Origin of the sequence: Panacibacter microcysteis (assembly GCF_015831355.1) — a bacterium.
Lineage (GTDB): Bacteria > Bacteroidota > Bacteroidia > Chitinophagales > Chitinophagaceae > Panacibacter > Panacibacter microcysteis.
Map to the genome: position 1 here is coordinate 457,957 of NZ_JADWYR010000002.1, position 19,262 is coordinate 477,218.

General features: G+C 44.6%; 16 protein-coding genes. 13 read left to right on the forward strand and 3 right to left on the reverse strand.

The annotated features are described in order from the left end of the window. The first annotated feature begins 77 nt into the window (after nt 1-77). The 4 genes from I5907_RS13875 to I5907_RS13890 all read left to right on the forward strand — a co-directional run bounded on the left by I5907_RS13875 (nt 78) and on the right by I5907_RS13890 (nt 3,726). On the forward strand, nt 78-908 hold the full coding sequence (locus I5907_RS13875; RefSeq protein ID WP_196991411.1) for a DUF2911 domain-containing protein: 831 nt from the start codon (nt 78-80) through the stop codon (nt 906-908). 117 nt (nt 909-1,025) lie between these two features. Further along, a complete protein-coding gene (locus tag I5907_RS13880; RefSeq protein WP_196991412.1) occupies nt 1,026-1,451 on the forward strand; it encodes a single-stranded DNA-binding protein in 426 nt (141 codons plus the stop codon). 258 nt (nt 1,452-1,709) lie between these two features. Next, on the forward strand, nt 1,710-2,402 hold the full coding sequence (locus tag I5907_RS13885) for a DUF4397 domain-containing protein (RefSeq protein ID WP_196991413.1): 693 nt from the start codon (nt 1,710-1,712) through the stop codon (nt 2,400-2,402). Nucleotides 2,403-2,535: 133 nt separating this feature from the next. Continuing rightward, nucleotides 2,536-3,726, forward strand: coding sequence for a pyridoxal phosphate-dependent aminotransferase (locus I5907_RS13890; RefSeq protein ID WP_196991414.1), 1,191 nt, complete (start codon nt 2,536-2,538; stop codon nt 3,724-3,726). Nucleotides 3,727-3,803: 77 nt separating this feature from the next. Here I5907_RS13890 and I5907_RS13895 read toward each other — a convergent pair whose 3' ends face one another. The 3 genes from I5907_RS13895 to I5907_RS13905 form a co-directional block, all read right to left on the reverse strand. Beyond that, nucleotides 3,804-4,175 carry a hypothetical protein gene (locus I5907_RS13895; RefSeq protein ID WP_196991415.1) on the reverse strand — a complete coding sequence of 124 codons (372 nt, stop codon included), beginning with the start codon at nt 4,173-4,175 and terminating at the stop codon, nt 3,804-3,806. Between the two features lie 112 nt (nt 4,176-4,287). Continuing rightward, nucleotides 4,288-5,523, reverse strand: coding sequence for a hypothetical protein (locus I5907_RS13900; protein ID WP_196991416.1), 1,236 nt, complete (start codon nt 5,521-5,523; stop codon nt 4,288-4,290). Nucleotides 5,524-5,691: 168 nt separating this feature from the next. After that, a complete protein-coding gene (locus I5907_RS13905) occupies nt 5,692-6,345 on the reverse strand; it encodes an ABC transporter ATP-binding protein (RefSeq protein WP_196991417.1) in 654 nt (217 codons plus the stop codon). Nucleotides 6,346-6,494: 149 nt separating this feature from the next. On the opposite strand from I5907_RS13905, the gene I5907_RS13910 reads away from it, so the two are divergent. From I5907_RS13910 to I5907_RS13950, 9 genes are all read left to right on the forward strand, one after another. Next, nucleotides 6,495-6,716 carry a DUF2795 domain-containing protein gene (locus tag I5907_RS13910; RefSeq protein ID WP_147188118.1) on the forward strand — a complete coding sequence of 74 codons (222 nt, stop codon included), beginning with the start codon at nt 6,495-6,497 and terminating at the stop codon, nt 6,714-6,716. Between the two features lie 274 nt (nt 6,717-6,990). Beyond that, nucleotides 6,991-7,731 carry a GntR family transcriptional regulator gene (locus I5907_RS13915; protein WP_196991418.1) on the forward strand — a complete coding sequence of 247 codons (741 nt, stop codon included), beginning with the start codon at nt 6,991-6,993 and terminating at the stop codon, nt 7,729-7,731. 211 nt (nt 7,732-7,942) lie between these two features. Continuing rightward, entirely contained in the window at nt 7,943-11,053 is a 3,111-nt protein-coding gene (locus tag I5907_RS13920) for a SusC/RagA family TonB-linked outer membrane protein (protein ID WP_196991419.1), read from the forward strand. A 20-nt stretch (nt 11,054-11,073) separates the two neighbouring features. After that, nucleotides 11,074-12,558 carry a RagB/SusD family nutrient uptake outer membrane protein gene (locus I5907_RS13925; RefSeq protein ID WP_196991420.1) on the forward strand — a complete coding sequence of 495 codons (1,485 nt, stop codon included), beginning with the start codon at nt 11,074-11,076 and terminating at the stop codon, nt 12,556-12,558. A 337-nt stretch (nt 12,559-12,895) separates the two neighbouring features. Beyond that, nucleotides 12,896-13,837: an ROK family protein gene (locus tag I5907_RS13930; protein ID WP_196991421.1), complete on the forward strand. Its 942-nt coding sequence runs from the start codon at nt 12,896-12,898 to the stop codon at nt 13,835-13,837. An 11-nt stretch (nt 13,838-13,848) separates the two neighbouring features. After that, on the forward strand, nt 13,849-15,621 hold the full coding sequence (locus tag I5907_RS13935; protein ID WP_196991422.1) for a class I mannose-6-phosphate isomerase: 1,773 nt from the start codon (nt 13,849-13,851) through the stop codon (nt 15,619-15,621). 4 nt (nt 15,622-15,625) lie between these two features. Continuing rightward, nucleotides 15,626-17,014 carry a sugar porter family MFS transporter gene (locus I5907_RS13940; RefSeq protein ID WP_196991423.1) on the forward strand — a complete coding sequence of 463 codons (1,389 nt, stop codon included), beginning with the start codon at nt 15,626-15,628 and terminating at the stop codon, nt 17,012-17,014. 165 nt (nt 17,015-17,179) lie between these two features. After that, complete coding sequence (locus I5907_RS13945) at nt 17,180-17,974, forward strand: hypothetical protein (RefSeq protein WP_196991424.1); 795 nt, start codon at nt 17,180-17,182, stop codon at nt 17,972-17,974. 86 nt (nt 17,975-18,060) lie between these two features. After that, nucleotides 18,061-19,257, forward strand: coding sequence for a DUF5005 domain-containing protein (locus I5907_RS13950; protein WP_196991425.1), 1,197 nt, complete (start codon nt 18,061-18,063; stop codon nt 19,255-19,257). The last annotated feature ends 5 nt before the right edge of the window (nt 19,258-19,262 follow it).

Sequence of the window (19,262 nt, forward strand, 5' to 3'; positions counted from 1 at the left end):
AGGTTGCTTAACTATATCTTTACCGCCATTTTGAAAGCTGTCCATATAAGCTGATACACCAATTAAACTGTTTTTTTATGAAAAGAATTTTTTTTGCTGCAGCGTTGCTTTTCGCTGCCTCGGTTAATGCCCAGAACCTCGTGGTTCCACAACCATCACCAACCCAGCAGGTCAAACAGGAGTTCGGGTTGTCAAACATCGAATTGTCATACTCACGCCCTTCCATGAAAGGGCGCAAAGTATTTGGAGACCTGGTACCCTATGGCAAAGTATGGCGCACCGGTGCCAATGGCGCCACCACGCTCACTTTTGGCGATGAAGTTACCATCGGCGGTACCAAAATACCTGCCGGCAAATATGGCTTGCTCACCATTCCTGAAGCAAATGAATGGACCATCATCATCACAAAACAAACAGATGTTACAAGTCCCGCAGCATACAAGCAGGATCAGGATGTGGTAAGAGTAAAAGTAAAACCTGAAACAATGCCCTTTTCCATCGAGTCTTTCACCATTATGTTCAGCGATGTAAAACCATCCAGCGTAAACCTGGAATTGTTATGGGATAATGTGTATGTTACGCTCCCTGTAACAACTGATATAGATACAAAGATCAATGCACAGATCAGGCAGATCATGGAAGGTGATAATAAACCCTATTTCCAGGCAGCGTATTACTACATTGAAAGCGGGAAGAATCTTGAGCAGGCTGTAACCTGGCTCGACAAAGCTATCGCGGCAAACCCTGATGCTTTCTGGATGCAATATCAAAAAGCACGTGCCCTGGCAAAACTGGGTAAAAAGGCTGACGCGCTGGCCGCCTCCAATAAATCTGTGGAGCTGGCAAAAAAAGCAAAGAATGATGATTATGTTGCGCTCAACGAAAAGTTGCAAAAAGAACTCAAATAAGTTGTTCAATAATCAATGCCTGCCGCCCACCAGGGCGGCATTTTTTTTTGATAAAAAAATTAGCACATATATAAAATTTTTGTAACTTGGCCGCATTGTTAAACTAAATTCAGTGTTATGATTAAACTACAAGTGATTGGTAATCTCGGTAAAGATGCAATTGTCAACAACGTAAACGGTAAGAACGTTATTAATTTCAATGTTGCCCACACAGAAAAATATCGTGACGCACAGGGCAACCAGAAAGAAAGAACTACCTGGGTAGAATGTGCTTACTGGACAGACAAAACAGCCGTGGCACCTTATCTTAAAAAGGGCAACCAGGTTTATGTAGAAGGTACGCCCGATGTTCGCACTTACCAGACCAATGATGGCCGCCAGGGCGCAGCATTAAGCCTCCGTATTTCAACCGTACAATTGCTCGGTTCACGCAATGCAGATGGGCAATCAGCCAACAATTACAACGCGCCTGCCGCAGGTTACAGCAATCAGCCGGCGCCGGCAAACGATATGGCTGAAATAGCAGATGATCTTCCTTTCTAACGATCAGGCCGCAAATTTTTCCGAAAGAGCAGTTTAATACTGCTCTTTTTTTATTGTTACCGTCGGCATTGCTACTATTAAGCTTTGGTTGTGTCACTCACTTGTACTGCATCCCGTTATGCAGCAAGGGTCACAGTTTTCAAAAGCCAGTTACAATCTTCGTATTATGCAGTTTTCTGCACGGCTTTTCCAACCTTTCCCAGCTATAACAATATTTTTATGGCTATTCGCTTATTTTGCACTGCCTAACAAAATCAAATGATCAGACTTACCGGCTTTTTGCTCATATGTGTACTTTTAAGTGTCTGCGGTTTAACAGGTGGCGAAACAACGGCTCCTGCTGCCGGTATCTATGTGGTTAATGCATCGCCCGATGCACCTGCAATAGATGTATCGCTCAATAACAACGTAATCGCAAACACCTTTGGTTATGGAAAAGACAGCGGTTACTTTTTAACTTACCCGGGTACTTACCCGCTTAAAGTTTCGCAAAGTAACACCGCTACAGTGTTTGTCGATAACTTTGTAAGTTTTGGCGCCGGTAAGTATTACAGTCTTTTCCTGGTAGATTCTTTTGCTCAAAGGCAATTGCTTTTTTTCGAAGATGATTTGTCGATTGATTCCGTTCAAAAAGCCGGCGTTCGTTTTTTTAACCTGTCACCCAATAGTCCGGACTCTGTTTATGTAATATTTTATAACACCGCCACGACTGACTCACTCAAGTACAAGAACAGGAAATTCAACGACCAGGCGGCTTCTGTTACATTCAGGCGTTTCAGTTCGGTGCCCGCTGGTAGTTACAACCTCGATTTGTACACCAGGGATACATTACCCATACAAAAACTTGGCAGCATGTCTTTTGCAGCAGGAAAGTTTTACACCGTTTACCTCAAAGGCTTTTATCAAAACACTGCCACACCTTTAGACAAAGGAGTTATCGAACACAACTGATATGTGCTGTAAACGCTCAATAAAATAAGCAGGCCTTTACAAGCCACTTTTATGCACATGCCTGCTTAAAAAGCATCCGTGCCATTTTTGTATTACCCTTACCTTTGCCATCCAAAAAACGAAGCAACTGACAATGAAACTATCTTCTCTACTCGACAGGTTTGCAGAACCTGAAACGCTCAAAATGGCTAAGCTCGGCCGTGAGTTACGTGCCAAAGGCATTGATGTAATTGATCTGAGTCTTGGTGAGCCCGATTTCGACACACCACAACATATTAAAGATGCTGCAGTAAAGGCAATAGCTGATAACTGGAGCCACTACACACCGGTAGCAGGTTTTCCGGATCTGCGCCAGGCTGTATGCGATAAACTAAAACGCGACAACAATCTTGATTACAAACCGGAGCAGATCGTAACATCAACGGGTGCCAAGCAAAGCCTTGCCAATGCAATACTGGCGTTGGTAGATGATGGTGACGAGGTGATTATTCCAACACCGTACTGGGTTACCTATTCAGAACTGGTAAAGATTGCCCGTGGTAAAGTAGTAGAGGCGCATACTACGCTGGAAAGCGGTTTTAAAGTAACGCCGGCACAACTCGAGTCTTTTATTACAGGTAAAACAAAACTTGTAATGTTTTCATCGCCCTGTAATCCTTCCGGTGCTGTTTACAGTAAAGAAGAATTGTCTGCACTCGCAGATGTGTTCAGGAAATATCCTGATGTATACATTATCTCAGATGAGATTTACGAGTACATCAACTTTGTTGGTAAACACGAAAGCATTGCACAGTTTGAAGACCTGAAAGATCGTATCATTCTTATCAATGGCTTAAGTAAAGGTTTCGCAATGACAGGCTGGCGTCTTGGCTATACTGCATCCAGCGTGCCTGTTGCCAAAGCAATGGAAAAATTGCAGGGGCAGTTTACCAGCGGTACATGCTCCATTACACAAAAGGCTGCAGTTGTAGCACTCACAGCCGATTTAAAGCCGTCTATGGAAATGGCTGAAGAGTTTACACGCAGAAGAGCAAAAGTGCTGGAACTGGTAAAAGAAATTCCCGGTATCAAATGTGGCGAGCCTGAAGGCGCATTCTATATTTTTCCGGATGTTTCTGCGTACTATGGCAAGAGCGATGGGGAGAATACAATCAGCAATTCTGCAGACTTCTCCATGTACCTGCTGAATACCGCGCATGTATCATCTGTAATGGGTGATGCGTTTGGCGAGCCAAAATGTGTACGGTTCTCGTTTGCCAACAGCATGCCTAACATCGAAAAAGCATGGGCACGAATAAAAGACGCATTGGCCAAATTAAAATAGACAGCTCTGTTTAAAAAAAACTCCGTGGTTATGCTACCACGGAGTTTTTTTATGCCTGCCATAACAGCAAGAAATAATTACCGGTAAATAAACGGTTTGTCAGACCCCTCGAAGAAAATTTCACCTGCGCTGTGTTTAATTCCGATGTAGTGATCACTGGTCATTTTAAACGCGTATTGGGTTTCTGCAGTTCTGTTTATAATCACTTTTAGTACATGATTACCGGTATTAATGTTCGTGGCAAATCTCCCGTTTTCGCAAACCGTTATTACGGGGCTGCTTGTAAGCGTATCATTGATGATCTCTTTTGAATCAAGCAACACCTGTACATGATCTTCTTTAAAAGTCGCCTGTACATCAATACCTAATGTTGCAGTATTGGTTTCCTTGTTACACGAAAAAAGAAAGCTACAGGCAGTTATTGCAAACACTGTAAAAACTGTTCTCATCGGTTTTAATTTAGTGGATGTTCTTGTGTATGTTGAGGTACTGACAAGAATCGTAACGGAAACGTTGTATGTATAGAGAACTTTTACTCTTTTGTTTAAACCAATGGCTGATTTAATAGTTAGCCATTTTGTTTGGGAGCCTTAAGAGCAGGCGAAGCGACCAGAAAAGTATGCTTAGAATGATCAGGCTATACAATTGGAATTGTAACCGCCAGGCTTTGGAAGTATTACATGCTTGTTCTTTAGTCATTTCAGTGGTATGTGCCCAGGCTATAAAAACATCGGCCATAGGCCACTGGCCCAGCAGGTATTTCTTTTCATTCTCGCTGGTATAAGCCAAACCAAAAGCCTCTATACCATTACGTACTGCAAGTGCACGTGTACTATCATTATATAAGGCCAAAACCCGTATACCAACTATAGTGGCTGCGCTGCCCATTGACAGAATAACCGGGCCCGAATCAACATCACCTGTATTATCATTCCCTTTTGGGAATTCTCTTATGCCTGGCAATCCAAAACGGTAATCAAGAAATGCTTTTTGGTATAAAGCAAATTGTTGGTTTGCAAAAGCAGGATCAATATCAATAAGAAAGTTTAGGATTAAGCTTTCGGATGAACCGCGTGCTATATGTTGCGGCGTTCCATCAACTGAAGCATCGTAAGGTATAAATCCATTCTGGTCCGTAGTCTTTTTTACGCGTTCAATCCACAAATGCAGACTCTGCCGGTATAAAGGTTCAAACAACTGATCATGCAACTGTAAAGAAGCAGCTGCCACAAATACATCCGCCGGCCATGAGAAGCCACTGTAAGATTCCGGGTAAACTTCTTGTTGTAATGCGCTGTCAATTTGCGCGCATACCTGTTTAAAATGTTTTATAGCAGCAGTATCTCTTTCGTGCGGAAGTTGTACCGTTAATTTTTTACCTAGTAGATAATTGCTCCAGCCTGCATAATAGGCACCAAAAGGTATCGCCAGTGTACTGTCAAAACCTCCTTGCCCTTCGGAAGAGCTTAGTTGTTCTGAGGCATAAGATATTTCATGTATTGCTTCTTTATATAGCGCAGTACGGTGTTCCAGCCTTGCGGCAACTTCGCACCACGATAAGCCATACACAGCCTGCGTAAAAACAAAACCTTCAGGATATGCCTGCTGCATGGTAGTAGCGGCGCCATTATGTATTGTTGATTTAAGAAAATGTAGTTGGTTTATAATATCGGTATTTATGTAGGGAGCTTCGCTGGCAAAGGTGGGCCGGTAGTAAAGTTTTACATTCAGGTAAAAGATAAACGCTGTGCTTGCAAACAGCACAATGCTGAAGATTACTGTGAGAAATTTTTTCATAAAGGGGGTTGAAATTAGATGAAATAAGTGCGTGGTATTTATGAATGCCGTTTCGCAACCGGTTTATATAGGTTTACACTCTTACACTATGCCTCACCAACATCCGGCAGTACAAGTGTGCGACGCAACGATGCCTCATAGCAGCAATGCAGCCGGGTACATAAAAATCTACCCTACAATTAAACCATCTTTCATGTGCAGTGTGCGGTCGCTCATGCCGGCCAGTTCTTCGTTGTGCGTAACAATAAGAAAGGTTTGATTGAATTCATTGCGCAGGCGCACAAACAGGTCGTGCAGTTCTTTGGCATTTTTACTGTCCAGGTTGCCGGTAGGTTCATCTGCAAAAACAATGGCCGGTTTATTAATCAGCGCCCTGGCCACGGCCACACGCTGCTGCTCACCACCACTCAGCATATTTGGTTTATTATCCAGCCGGTCACCAAGGCCCAGCATGGTCAGTAGTCTTACCGCATCATCTGTGGTTTCCTTTTTGCGGCGGCCGGCAATCCAGCCGGGTATGCACACATTTTCCAGCGCGGTAAACTCGGGCAGCAAATGATGAAACTGGAACACGAAACCGATCTCTTTATTCCTGAATGCAGCAAGGCTTTTCCCTTTCAGTTCGTGTACCGCAACAGCACCCAGGAAGATCTCGCCACCGGCCGGTTCATCCAGCGTACCCAGGATGTGCAGGAGGGTACTTTTGCCAGCACCCGATGATCCAACGATCGATACGATCTCGCCTTTCTTTACGGTAATATCCACCCCCTTCAGCACATGTAACTTTTCGTAATACTTATGAATACCCGTGGCTTTTAGCATGTTTTTGCTATTAATAACTTTATATAAATGTAGCGCCTGCAAAGAAACAAGTCTTTTGAGAATGTTTTTAAATTTAATTTAAACCGTGCAGGCAATAGCAGATTTGGATATTTCGTTACAACACTTACATTTGCGCAAAATTTGATACTATGTTTTGGACACTGGAATTAGCAAGTTACCTGGAAGAAGCGCCCTGGCCGGCGACAAAAGATGAGTTGATCGATTATGCTATCCGCAGCGGTGCTCCTATTGAGGTTGTTGAAAATCTGCAGGAACTCGAAGATGAAGGAGAGGTGTATGAAAGTATTGAAGACATCTGGCCCGATTACCCCAGCCAGGAAGACTTTATGTTTAACGAAGACGAATACTAAAACATTCTTTTCGATAATGCAGGCCGGTACATTTACCGGCCTTTTTTATTGGTGTACCCGGCACCGGGTACACCATGCAGCTTTTCTTGCGTCGCACTCTTGTACGGCATATCTTATGGCAGCAACGATACTGCATGCCGGGCCGGTGATGATGTACTGCACACACAAATTTTACCATTGTATTTTTTGAAAAAAACTTTGTAAAAAAATTTGGCAGAGAAAATAATTTTTCTTCACTTTACTATGTCTGAACATTCAAACAAATACTTGCCTGATGGATGTAGAATCTTTTGTAATAGACCACAGCAGCGTTTTACCGCTGCACTACCAGGTAGAAGATCTGTTGCGCAAGCTGATAGAGCAGCCCGAGTACCAGAATGGTAAGTTGCTGCCCAACGAGGTAGACATTGCCAAGAAGCTGGGTATTTCGAGAAATACGGTGCGCCAGGCCACCAATAAACTGGTATACGAACAACTGCTGGTGAGAAAGAAAGGTGTAGGAACAAAAGTTGCCAAAAAGAACATAACCACCAAGCTGGATAAATGGACAAGCTTTACACATGAAATGGATGAGAAGGGTGTAAAGTTTAGAAATTACAGTTTAAAAATAAGTTGGGAAGTAGCTGATAGTGAGTTAAGTAAGGTATTTAACATCGACAAAAAAACGAAGATATTAAAGCTTGAAAGAGTGCGTGGCATTGCTTCTGAGCCTATTGTGTACTTTATCTCGTACTTCCATCCCAGGGTTGGTTTAACAGGCGATGAAGATTTTTCGCAGCCGCTTTATGAAATGCTGGAGCATGAGCACCATATCTCCGCATCTGTTTCGAGGGAAGGCATCAGTGCTATACTGGCCGACGAAGAGTTGTCAGATGTGTTGCGGGTGCCTGTAGGAGACCCCATACTTTTCCGCAAAAGAGTGGTTTTTGATCCGGGTGAAAGGCCCATTGAATATAATATCGGGTATTATCGCGCAGACAGGTTTACATATACGATAGACATAGCAAGGGGTTGATCATTCATCTAAAATTTGTCTTCTCATATGTCTGAACATTTGTACTTTTTGTTTACAGTGCTGCTGGTTGCAGCATGTACAGCAATGTTCTATGGGCTGCTGTGTGCGACGCAACAGAAGCCTCATAGTAGCAAAAAAGCCGGGCTCAAAATAAAGAACCATAGACGTTAAAAGGCGTCAGCATATAACCTTATACTTAACGATTGTTGCAATGAAAAAATTAAAACCAGCAAGACTGCTTGCCCTTATTGTGCTTGCTTACATGTGCTCCGTTCAGCTTGTTGCTGCACAAACATCAAGAAAAATTACCGGTAAAATAACGGCCGAATCAGGCGAAGTTTTGGCAGGCGTAACCGTTCAGCTAAAAGGCACCAACAATACCGTTACCTCTGGTGATGACGGAAGTTTCAGGATTAGTGTAGCGGGGAATGATGCTGTACTGCTGATCTCTTACGTAGGCTATACCAGGCAGGAAGTTGCCGTAAAAAGCAAATCAACTGTAGATGTGGTGATGGCGCCTGATAAAAACGAACTCTCGCAGGTAGTGGTAATCGGCTATGGTACTGTAAAGAAAAGTGATCTTACCGGTTCTGTGGTCTCTGTAAAAGCAGAAGATCTGAAGGCGATACCAGCCACGAGTTTTGACCAGGCATTGCAGGGTCGTGCAGCAGGGGTGCAGGTTACACAGCTTTCCGGTAAACCGGGTGCAGAAACATCTATCCGTATACGTGGCACTACATCTATCAATGCCGGTAATGAACCCCTGTATGTGGTAGATGGTTTGCTCATCTCCAGCGATGGCGGCGACCAGAGTGGCGGTGCAACACTTGGCCCCAGGATAGGGCCATTGTCTGCCATTAACCCCAATGACATTGAGTCCATTGAAATTTTAAAAGATGCATCAGCTACGGCCATCTATGGTTCCAGAGGTGCAAATGGTGTGGTCATCATCACCACCAAACGGGGAAGGGCAGGGAAAGGTTCCGTAACGTTGGATAGTTACTACGGCCTGCAACAGGTTGCCAATAAAGTGCAGGTGCTGAATGCGCAGCAGTTTGGCGATTTTGTAAACGAAGCAAAACTTAATGCCGGGCAAACACCGGTATATGTAAATCCAAAAAATCTTACCACTACAGACTGGCAGGATGAAATAATGGGCAATGCCCCAATGGCCAACTACCAGCTTACATTTTCCGGCGGTGATGAAAAAACAAAATATGCCATTACAGGCTCCTATTTTACACAGGATGGTATCATTACCAATTCGGATTTTAAAAGATATTCTTTCCGTTCAAATCTCGACCGGGAAGTAAGTAAGCGACTGACCGTAGGTACCAGCGTAACATATGCCAGGGTAACCTCAAACGGGGTACTTACAAATGCAGGTACCATTGTACCTGGTGTGGTTACAGATGCGTTGCTGTTTAATCCTATTCTTCCTGTTTATGACTCCACGGTTGTTGGCGGTTATACGTATGAAAACGACCGCGGAAAATTACTGGGCAATCCTGTTGCAGAAGTTGACAAATACAATTCTTACACCGTTTCTTCCAGGTTTTTTGGAAACCTGTACGCACGGTATAAGATCATGGAAGGGCTTGAATTTAAAACCAGCTTTGGCGCAGATGCATTTTCTAACAGGGACAACTCCTATGCACCGTATTATTTAAAGAGGGCACAGGCCAGTAAAGGTGAAGCTTCTTTGGGTAGTGTACAAGGTTTAACATGGCTGAACGAAAATACATTCTCCTATAATAAGCAGTTTAAAAACGATCATAGTCTGAATGCAGTTGCAGGCTTTACTGTTCAGCAGTTTCAGAATGAAAGTATGTTTGTGTACGCATTTGATTTTCCGGATGACAGAACAGGTTACCACGATATTTCGGCAGCGTTAAACCCGCAGAAGCCTTTCAACGGCGAATCAAAATGGAGCCTGGTTTCTTTCCTCGGCCGTATCAACTATACCATAAAAGACAAATATCTTTTTACACTTACAGGTCGTTCAGATGGTTCATCCAAATTTGCCGATGGCAACAAGTATGGCTACTTTCCTTCCGGTGCTTTTGCATGGCGTGTGTCAAAGGAAAAGTTTATGGAGGATGTGCGTGCAGTTTCCGATCTTAAATTCAGGGCGAGCTATGGCGTTATCGGCAACCAGGCCATACCACCATACCAGTCGCTGGCATTGGTTGGGCCTTATGGCGAAGGGGTATTCAACAGCGCATTGGGCAGCGAAGTATATACAGGCCGGGAACCGCTTAGTTATGTAAACAAAAACCTGAAATGGGAAAGTACCAGGCAACTTGATATTGGTATCGACCTTAGTTTATTCAATAACCGTATCACATTTACCGGCGATTATTATTCAAAGAAAACTTTTGACCTGTTGTTGTCAACACCAATACCCACCACATCAGGTTTTACAACAACGCTGCTCAACGTGGGCAATATTGTAAACAAAGGCTTTGATCTTGACTTGCGCACCGTTAATACCACCGGCATTGTAAAATGGAATTCTGCTATCAATGTGTCGATCAATAAAAATGAGATGACCAATCTTAATACCAACACAGATGTTTACCTGCCCGGCGGCATCATTTTAAGAGAAGGCCTCTCCATCGGTACATTTTATGGTTATGAATTTGATGGCATCTTCCAGTCAGATGCAGAAGCGGCATCAAGCCCGGTGCTTACAGGGCAGGAGCCAACATCGCCCAACCCTGCCTCTGTTGCAAAAGCCGGCGACAGGAAATACAAAGACATTAATAAAGACGGCGTAATAAATGCCAACGACAGAACCATCCTTGGCAGTGCACAGCCCAAATTTACCTGGGGTTTCAACAATACATTATCTTTCAAAAATCTCGATTTCAGTTTTTTCTTCCAGGGTTCACAAGGCAATAAAATGGCCAATCTCAATAACCTGGACCTCCTGAATTTTACCGGCCAGAACAATGTGTTGGCAGAAGCGGCACTAAACAGGTGGACACCCGAAAACCCGGGCAATAAATATCCCCGTGCGCTTTCCAACGGAAGTGTGGACGTAGGCATATTTTCTTCCAATATTGTAGAAGACGCTTCTTATGTAAGGCTGAAAAATGTAACGCTGGGCTACAGGATGCCTTCGCGCATACTTTCCAAAGCAGGTATCCAGAGCTTCAGGATCTATGCAGGCGCTACCAACCTCTGGACACTCACAGACTATAGCGGGTACGATCCTGAAGGCAATACTTACGGGCAAAGCACCACATTGATTGGTATCGATTACGGCGGTTATCCGCAGACAAAAACATTTACGCTTGGTGTAAACATCGGGTTCTAAACTAAATTCAAAAAGCCATTATGAAACGCATATCTCCATACAGGAAAATACTTGTGGCATTGGTTGCATTGTCAACGATTGCTACCTCATGTAAAAAGTTCTTAACAGAAGATCCAAAGAATGTTGTGGCTGTTACCAACTTTTACAAAACAGAGCAGGATGCTGTTTTTGCGGTGAACGCTATTTACGCGTGGCTCAATTCCATCAGCTCCGGTTCTTATGCCGGTGTTTATCTCAATTCGTTCTGGGTTACGGCAGGGCTTGCATCAGACGAACTGAACAACCAGGAAATTTTTTCACCGTACTACGATCAAACGGCCACGTTTACCTATAACCCGCAAAACACAGCATTGCAGGAAATCTGGTACACGCACTATAAAACCATCACACTGGCAAATATTGCCATAGAACGCATTCCGGCAATACAAATGGATGCAACCCTCAGGGCAAGACTGGTGAATGAAGCCAAATTTTTGCGTGGGCTCTTATACTTTGATATGGTGCGCATGTTTGGAGAAATTCCCCTGGTGTTAAAAGAAACAGAACCGCTTACACCCACTGTTGCAGGGGTAGATGATATTTATGCACAGATCATTACAGATCTCACAGACGCGGAAGCGTTACCTGCCGTTTATCCGCCGGGCGCAGGCCGGGGCCGTGCTACAAGCGGCGCTGCAAAAGCCATACTGGCCAAGGTTTACCTTACAAGGAACAACTGGCAGGGCTGTGTAGATAAATGTAAAGAAGTGATCAATTCCGGCGAGTATGCCTTGTGGGATGATTTTGCAGATGTGTTCAAACTTTCCAGCCGCGGTGGCAAAGAAGCGGTTTTCTCCGTTGGTTTTGGAGATGCGGGCGGCGCCATCATCTTTTGGGAAGTGGGTCAGTTCAACGTGCGTTTACTGGCTCCTGCATTAAGTGCAGAAGGTGTTGAAAATGCCCAGGGCTGGCAGGTTCCCACGCCTGATTTGTATGAAAGCTACGAATCAAATGACAGGAGAAGAAGCGTAACGTTTGTTACCGAAGTACACAACCCCGATGGCAGCATTACAAGCATTAATCCTTACATACAAAAGTATTGGGATCGTGAAGCAGAACCCAATGCAAACGGGTCTGCCAATGATTATCCTGTTATCCGTTATGCAGATGTGTTACTGATGATGGCTGAAGCCAGCAATGAATTGGGCAATATGACAGATGCATACAATTACATCAACATGGTGCGTAAACGTGCAAGGTTCGATGGCACAGTGTACCGCGATGTACTGCCCGATTATACCAATCTTTCCAAAGATGCATTTAAGGCCGCAGTACTTGAGGAAAGACGCCGGGAGTTTGTGGCAGAAGGTCAGCGCTGGTTCGATCTTGCCCGCACCGGAACATTGGAAACACTGGTACCTGTGGCAAAGCCGGGCGTAACGCCGCAGCAGAAGCATTATCTTTTTCCTATACCGCAACGCGAAGTTGATCTGAATCCCAACCTTATTCAAAACGACGGATACTAAAAAGAAAATGATGAGCCCGGCAGCAGTGCAATGCTCATCGTCCCTTGCGTCGCACTCTTGTACTGTATAACATGCAGGAGCAGCACCGGTGCGGTCTGCGTTTGTAAACAAAGGGTACGCACGGTTCAAAGTTTACAGTGCCTTGCAGCCGGGCATACGCAAACGGAGGAAAGAGAAGCATTTGCAGACATGATCTGCAACAGGGTAAATGACCAGGCATCGTAAGCTCAGTAAAGCGCAGCAGTACAAGTGAGTGACACAACAGGCGATGCCAAAAGATATAAAGCTGGTAACAAAAATATTCCGGTAAAAACGCGTGCCGCGGCACATACAAAACATGAACAAACCTGCACTGGCAATAGATCTTGGCGGAACCAATATAAAAATTGGTTTGGTACAGTCGCATGTAATAGTAGCACAGGTATCATTGGATGCACACTCAGGCAGCGGCCTGCAGGGAAGATTGCCTTTTATAGAAAAAGCCGTATTCAACCTGCTGGTAGAACACAATATTTTGCTGAGTGATCTTGCAGGAATGGGCATGTCGGTACCAGGTATTGTTGACAGTACACAGAAGCGCATTCTTTCCATCGACAGAAAATTTGGCGACGCGCCGGGTATTGATTTTTCAGCCTGGTGCGATAAAGCATTTGGTTTAAAACTCGCCATGGAGAACGATGCCCGCAGCGCATTGATAGGTGAGTGGAAATTTGGCAAAGCACAGGCTTATGACAATGCTGTACTCATGACACTCGGTACAGGCGTAGGCAGTGCCGCCATTATACAAGGGCAACTGTTGCGCGGCAAACACTTTACTGCGGGTATCTTGGGCGGTCACACTATTATAAACTATAACGGTAAAGACTGCAACTGCGGCAATAAAGGCTGCGTGGAAACAGAAGCATCTACCTGGTGCATTGCAGGCAAGGTAAAAGCAATGGAAGGTTATACTACCAGCAAACTTGCGGAGGAAGAAAAGATAGATTTTGAATCCATTTTCCGTTGTGCTGCAATGGGCGATGCGGTAGCTGTAAAAGCAAGAACCGAAAGCCTTGATGTGTGGTCTGCCTGTGCCATTAACCTTATTCACGCTTACGATCCTGAAATATTATTGCTTTCAGGAGGTATTATGGCCAGCAGCGAAACAATTGTACCATATATTGAAAAGCAGGTGCACCAACATGCATGGACGCCCTGGGGTAAAGTAAAGGCAGAAGCTGCATCTTTTCCCGCATCGGCAGCATTATTGGGTGCTGGTTATTTAGTATCAAACGCGTAAACGAAACACAGATGAAATCAAACTTCGATAAATTTCCGGAAGTAGCTGTTACAGGACATGCCTGCTACTCGGGCTGGGATAATGTGGTTGAAGAAATACAGAAAGCCATACAGCAGCCGGGCAAAACAACAGTAGTGGTGGCAATAGAATGCTACCATGGCGTGCTGGCAAAAGAAATCATTAAACATATTAACCAGGAATTGCAGCCTGCATTACTGCTGCAGTCAAACGCAGCATTTAAAGATGAGCAGGCCATTGCAGCTATGGTGCAGCCGTTTGTAACAGACGATCCTGTGTTTGGATATATTACATCACTGGAACTGGCAGATTATTTTGATGAAACGCGCCTGCAGGAAATGCGCACGGCAGTAGCAGGCAGTAGCGGGGTTACTGTAATAACAGGTGCAGGCGCCACGATTGTTGCAGGGCAGCCCGATGTACTCATCTATGCAGACATGCCACGCTGGGAGATTCAACTGAGATTCAGGAGAGATGCGGTTGGTAACCTGGGCAAAACAAATAAAACAGACACATTTGCTTATAAATACAAACACGCTTATTTCGTAGACTGGCGTGTGTGCGATAAACACAAGAAGCATATTTTCAGTACCATCGATTATATACTTGATACAACGATTGAGGAAAACCCCAAGCTTATTACCGCAGCAGCGTTACAAGATGCTATGCAACAGGTGGTAACCAGGCCATTCAGGGTGGTACCATTTTTTGATCCCGGACCATGGGGCGGGCAATGGCTGAAGGAAGTGTGCGACCTTGACAGAAGTGCGCAAAACTTTGCATGGGGTTTCGATTGTGTACCCGAAGAAAACAGCCTGATGCTGCGCTTTCAGCATGAAGTGGTGGAAGTACCTTCAGTAAACGTTGTTTTCTTTCAGCCACAGGCATTACTGGGTAAACAGGTCTATAACGCTTTCGGGGATGAGTTTCCCATACGCTTCGATTTTCTCGATACCATGGAAGGTGGAAACCTTAGCCTGCAGGTACACCCGCTTAAAGAATACATACGCGAAAAATTTGGCATGCCTTATACGCAGGATGAAAGCTATTATTTTCTCGACGCAAAAGACGAGGCTTTTGTTTACCTCGGCCTTAAAGAATCGGTAGAGCCTGCAGCCATGGTAGCAGAACTGGAATCTGCGCAAAAAGGCGAAGCGCCTTTCGATGCAGAGAAGTATGTACAAAAATGGCAGGTACGCAAGCATGATCATGTGTCTATACCTGCCGGCACAGTGCATTGTTCTGGTGCCAATACCGTGGTGCTTGAGATAAGTGCCACACCATACATCTTCACCTTTAAACTGTGGGACTGGGGCCGTATGGGCCTCGATGGCAAGCCGCGTCCCATCTCGCTGGAACATGGTAAAAATGTTATCCAGTGGGATCGTACCACCAACTGGACAAAAGACAACATCCGCAGCCTTGTCCAACCGGTAGCAGAAGGCGATGGCTGGCGCGAAGAGCGTACGGGCCTGGATGAACATTCATTCATCGAAACGAGAAGACATTGGTTTACCAAAACGGTGGCGCATAACACCAATGGTGTGGTAAACGTGCTAAACCTCATCGAAGGCCGCGAGGCAATCGTTGAAAGCCCGTCTAATGCTTTCGAGCCGTTTGTTATACACTATGCAGAAACTTTTATTGTACCCGCAGCAGTTGGTGAATATACGGTGCGCCCACATGGCGAAAGCGAAGGTCACCAATGTGCTACCATGAAAGCCTATGTACGGACAGAAAAACTAGTTGACATCAGCATAAACTAATTACATGCAACAACAAAACTCCTGGTACATCTATAAAGCAACACTGGTGGCGGCTGTTGGTGGCCTGCTATTCGGTTACGATACGGCCGTTATTGCCGGTGCAATCGGTTTTATGAAAACCTTTTACAATCTGTCAGACGCCATGACCGGCTGGGTGGCATCATGCGCATTGCTGGGCTGTGTGGCCGGCGCCATGTATGCAGGCAAACTAAGCGATAATGTGGGCAGGAAAAAAGTGCTCATGCTGGCTGCCTTGCTTTTTGCTGTTTCATCGCTCGGTACAGCCATGGCTCCCAACCTCAATTTCTTCGTGGTATTCAGGATTGTTGGCGGCATGGGTATCGGTATCGCATCTGTTTTATCACCCATGTATATTTCAGAGATGGCACCTGCAGAAATAAGGGGTAAACTCATTTCTATTTTCCAGCTGGGTGTGGTCTGCGGCATATTGCTCATCTATTTCGTAAATGCAGGGATTGCCGGTCTGTACGATGAATCCTGGAACGTAAGCACTGGCTGGCGGTGGATGTTTGGTTCCGGCTTACTTCCTTCCATTGTATTTGTGTTGTTGTTGTTTGGTGTGCCCGAAAGTCCGCGCTGGCTTGCAAAGCAAAGACGCACTTCAGAAGCGCTGGATATACTTACAAAGATCAACGGTACTGCAAAAGCACAACAGGAACTGAATGATATTAATGCTGCCCTTGCAGAAGAAACAGTATTGCCGTTGTCAGAAATGTTCAGGCCGGGTTTGCGCACTGCCATGATCATCGGTATCGTGCTGGCTGTTTTTTCGCAGGTTACCGGTATCAACGCCATCATGTACTATGCACCGGAAATTTTTAAATCTACCGGCGATGGTTCAGATTCCGCACTTATGCAAACCGTATTGGTGGGTATCATCAATGTGGTGTTTACGCTTGTGGCCATCAGGTATGTAGACAAACTGGGCCGTAAAAAATTATTGCTCATCGGTATTGCCGGTATGGTTGTCTGTCTGCTGCTGGTAGGTGGTGCATTTTATTTAAACATGCAAAAAGGTTACCTCGTACTTATTGCCATACTTGCATATATAGCCTGCTTTGCTATTTCCCTGGGGCCGCTTACGTTCGTGGTTATTGCAGAAATATTTCCAACCAAAGCAAGAGGCACCGCTATGTCGGTGGCAACGTTTATACTCTGGATCACCGTATTCATTGTATCACAAACATTCCCCATACTCATGGGTTCTATTGGTAATGCGTTTACATTCTGGATATACATGTTAATGGCAGTATGCGCCTTTTTCTTCGTTTGGAAAATGGTGCCTGAAACAAAAGAAAAAACGCTGGAAGAAATTGAAGCATACTTCAAAGCCGGCGATGCGCCTGTGGCATTAAAACCGCGCAAAGTATAAAGTGAAAAGTATGTACCAGGCTGTATTACTACTATCAATCGCCTGTTGCGTCGCACTCTTGTACAGTTGGTTCTTTATTTAGCAACTGCAACCGGCATATATTTCAATAACCAGCCTGTAATGCAGGTGGTAACAATAACATAACAAACATAATCTCTAACGAATATGAACCGATCCTTTTTAGTCGTAGCGGCTTTAGCCATCTGCAGTACCGGCTTTTTTACCGGCTGCGAAAAAGACAAAGTGGAAACAGATAAGCCTGCATTGCGACTTACGCCGGATAAAGTAAGCGGCAAATCTGGTTTCCCCGTTTCTGCAACGCTTTCCGGCGAAGTGCCCAATGGTGTAAAAAATTTTTACATCTCCAAAACAGTAAACCTGAAAGTTGACAGCTCATGGGGTACCAATGGTGTGCTAACCGTAAGTGAGCTTTCCGGGCAAACAAGCGTTGATTACACATTCGATTATGTGTTGCAGGATGCAGAAGTGGATAAACTGGTTGGCTTTAACTACCGTATAGAAGATGGCCAGGGTAAAGCATCTGAAAAAGATCTTACCGTAAACACCATTGCATCAGGTGCACAGATCATTGCATCGCACCCGTGGAAACTTACCTCTAAGATATGGAAGACAGACACACCACCTTCCGAGAACCTGCAGGAGTGTGAAAAGGACAACGTTTTTACCTTTAAAAGAGACAGCACCATTTTGCTTAACTACGGCGCAGCAGGCTGCCTGTTCGATGGATTGAACATCTATGATAAATGGACTTTGTCAGAAGATGAAAAAACATTTACGCAGCGGTACTACAGCGTGTTTGACCCCTCGAAGATTACAATAGAAACCTATACCGTTACAACGCTTACCAAAGACAAATGGGTAATGGAGATCGTGCTCGATCTTAGTGTATTTGGCCTTTCAGACCACGAGGTGTTTGAATATACATACGAGCCTGCATAGTGCCGACATTCTTGTTGCCGTACAAGTGTGCGACGCAACAGGTGTTCAATAGCAGCAATGCAGCCTGGCTCATAAAAAAAACTTACATGAAAAACAAGCTTGGAATATTCGCAGCGGTTCTGGTGGCATTATCCTCGTGCAAAACAGCACAGAAAGTGCCCGTAAATACAGACATCAACAATTTAAAGTTTACGGTAGAAGAAGCACCGGAATGGACGAAGCTGCTCAACCGGCAGCACGGCTGGTTTGGTGCTGACGGCATATTTGTATTACCCGCCAATGGCGTGGATAAAGCCGACAGTAATGTTGAAAATACCATTCTCTTTAGCGATACCATGATCGGTGATATTATCAACGACAGGCCGAAAGAAGGATTCATTATGGTGCATAACTCTATCGCCTTGCTGAAGGGTTATGAGCCGAAAGAAGAAAACGTACAGTTTAAGTGGAAAGCTACAAAACCCAGGAAGGAAGGTTCATACTTTATTCCGCAAACGCCCAATGCGTTGCCAAACGACTACTACTGGCTGGGAGATGGTTTTGTAAACCACGATATGGGTGATAAAACATATATTTTCAGCTACCGTATAAGAGATACTGCAGACAATGCTTTTCTTTTTCAGCAGGTAGGCAATGCAATGATCATTTTGCCAAAAGGAAGCAAAGATCCATATACAGATCAAAAGCAGGTAGATGCACCGATATATGCTGTAGACAATACTGCTAAGTACCCCAATAATTACATCTCTTTTGGTTCTGCCGTATTCCCGAATACAAAGAGTGCCGGCGCGCCAGACCCAGATGGTTATGTGTATGTATACGGTGTGGGTGGCGATGTAAAAAAAGTAATGGTTGCAAGGGTAAAATCAACAGCGTTTGAAGATTTTTCCCAATGGCGTTACTGGGATGGTGCAAACTGGCAAACAGACATTCTTAAAGCTGCTACCATTGCAGACCGGGCATCGAACGAACTAAGTGTTACGCCTTTACCTGATGGCCGCTATGCAATGGTCTTCCAGACCGATGGCATAGGAAGCGCAGTAGGCATGCGTTTGAGCACAACACCATATGGCCCTTTTGGCCCTATCATAAAAATATGGGAGTGTACCGAGCAAAAAGAGTCAAAGAATTTTATTGTGTACAATGCAAAGGCGCATCCCAGTTTATCGAAGCCGGGCGAAATGCTGATCAGTTATAACGTAGGGTCATTTGATTTCTGGAACGATGTTAAGAATCATTCAAACTTTTACAGGCCAAGATTTATACGCGTAAAACTGCAATAGCAGGT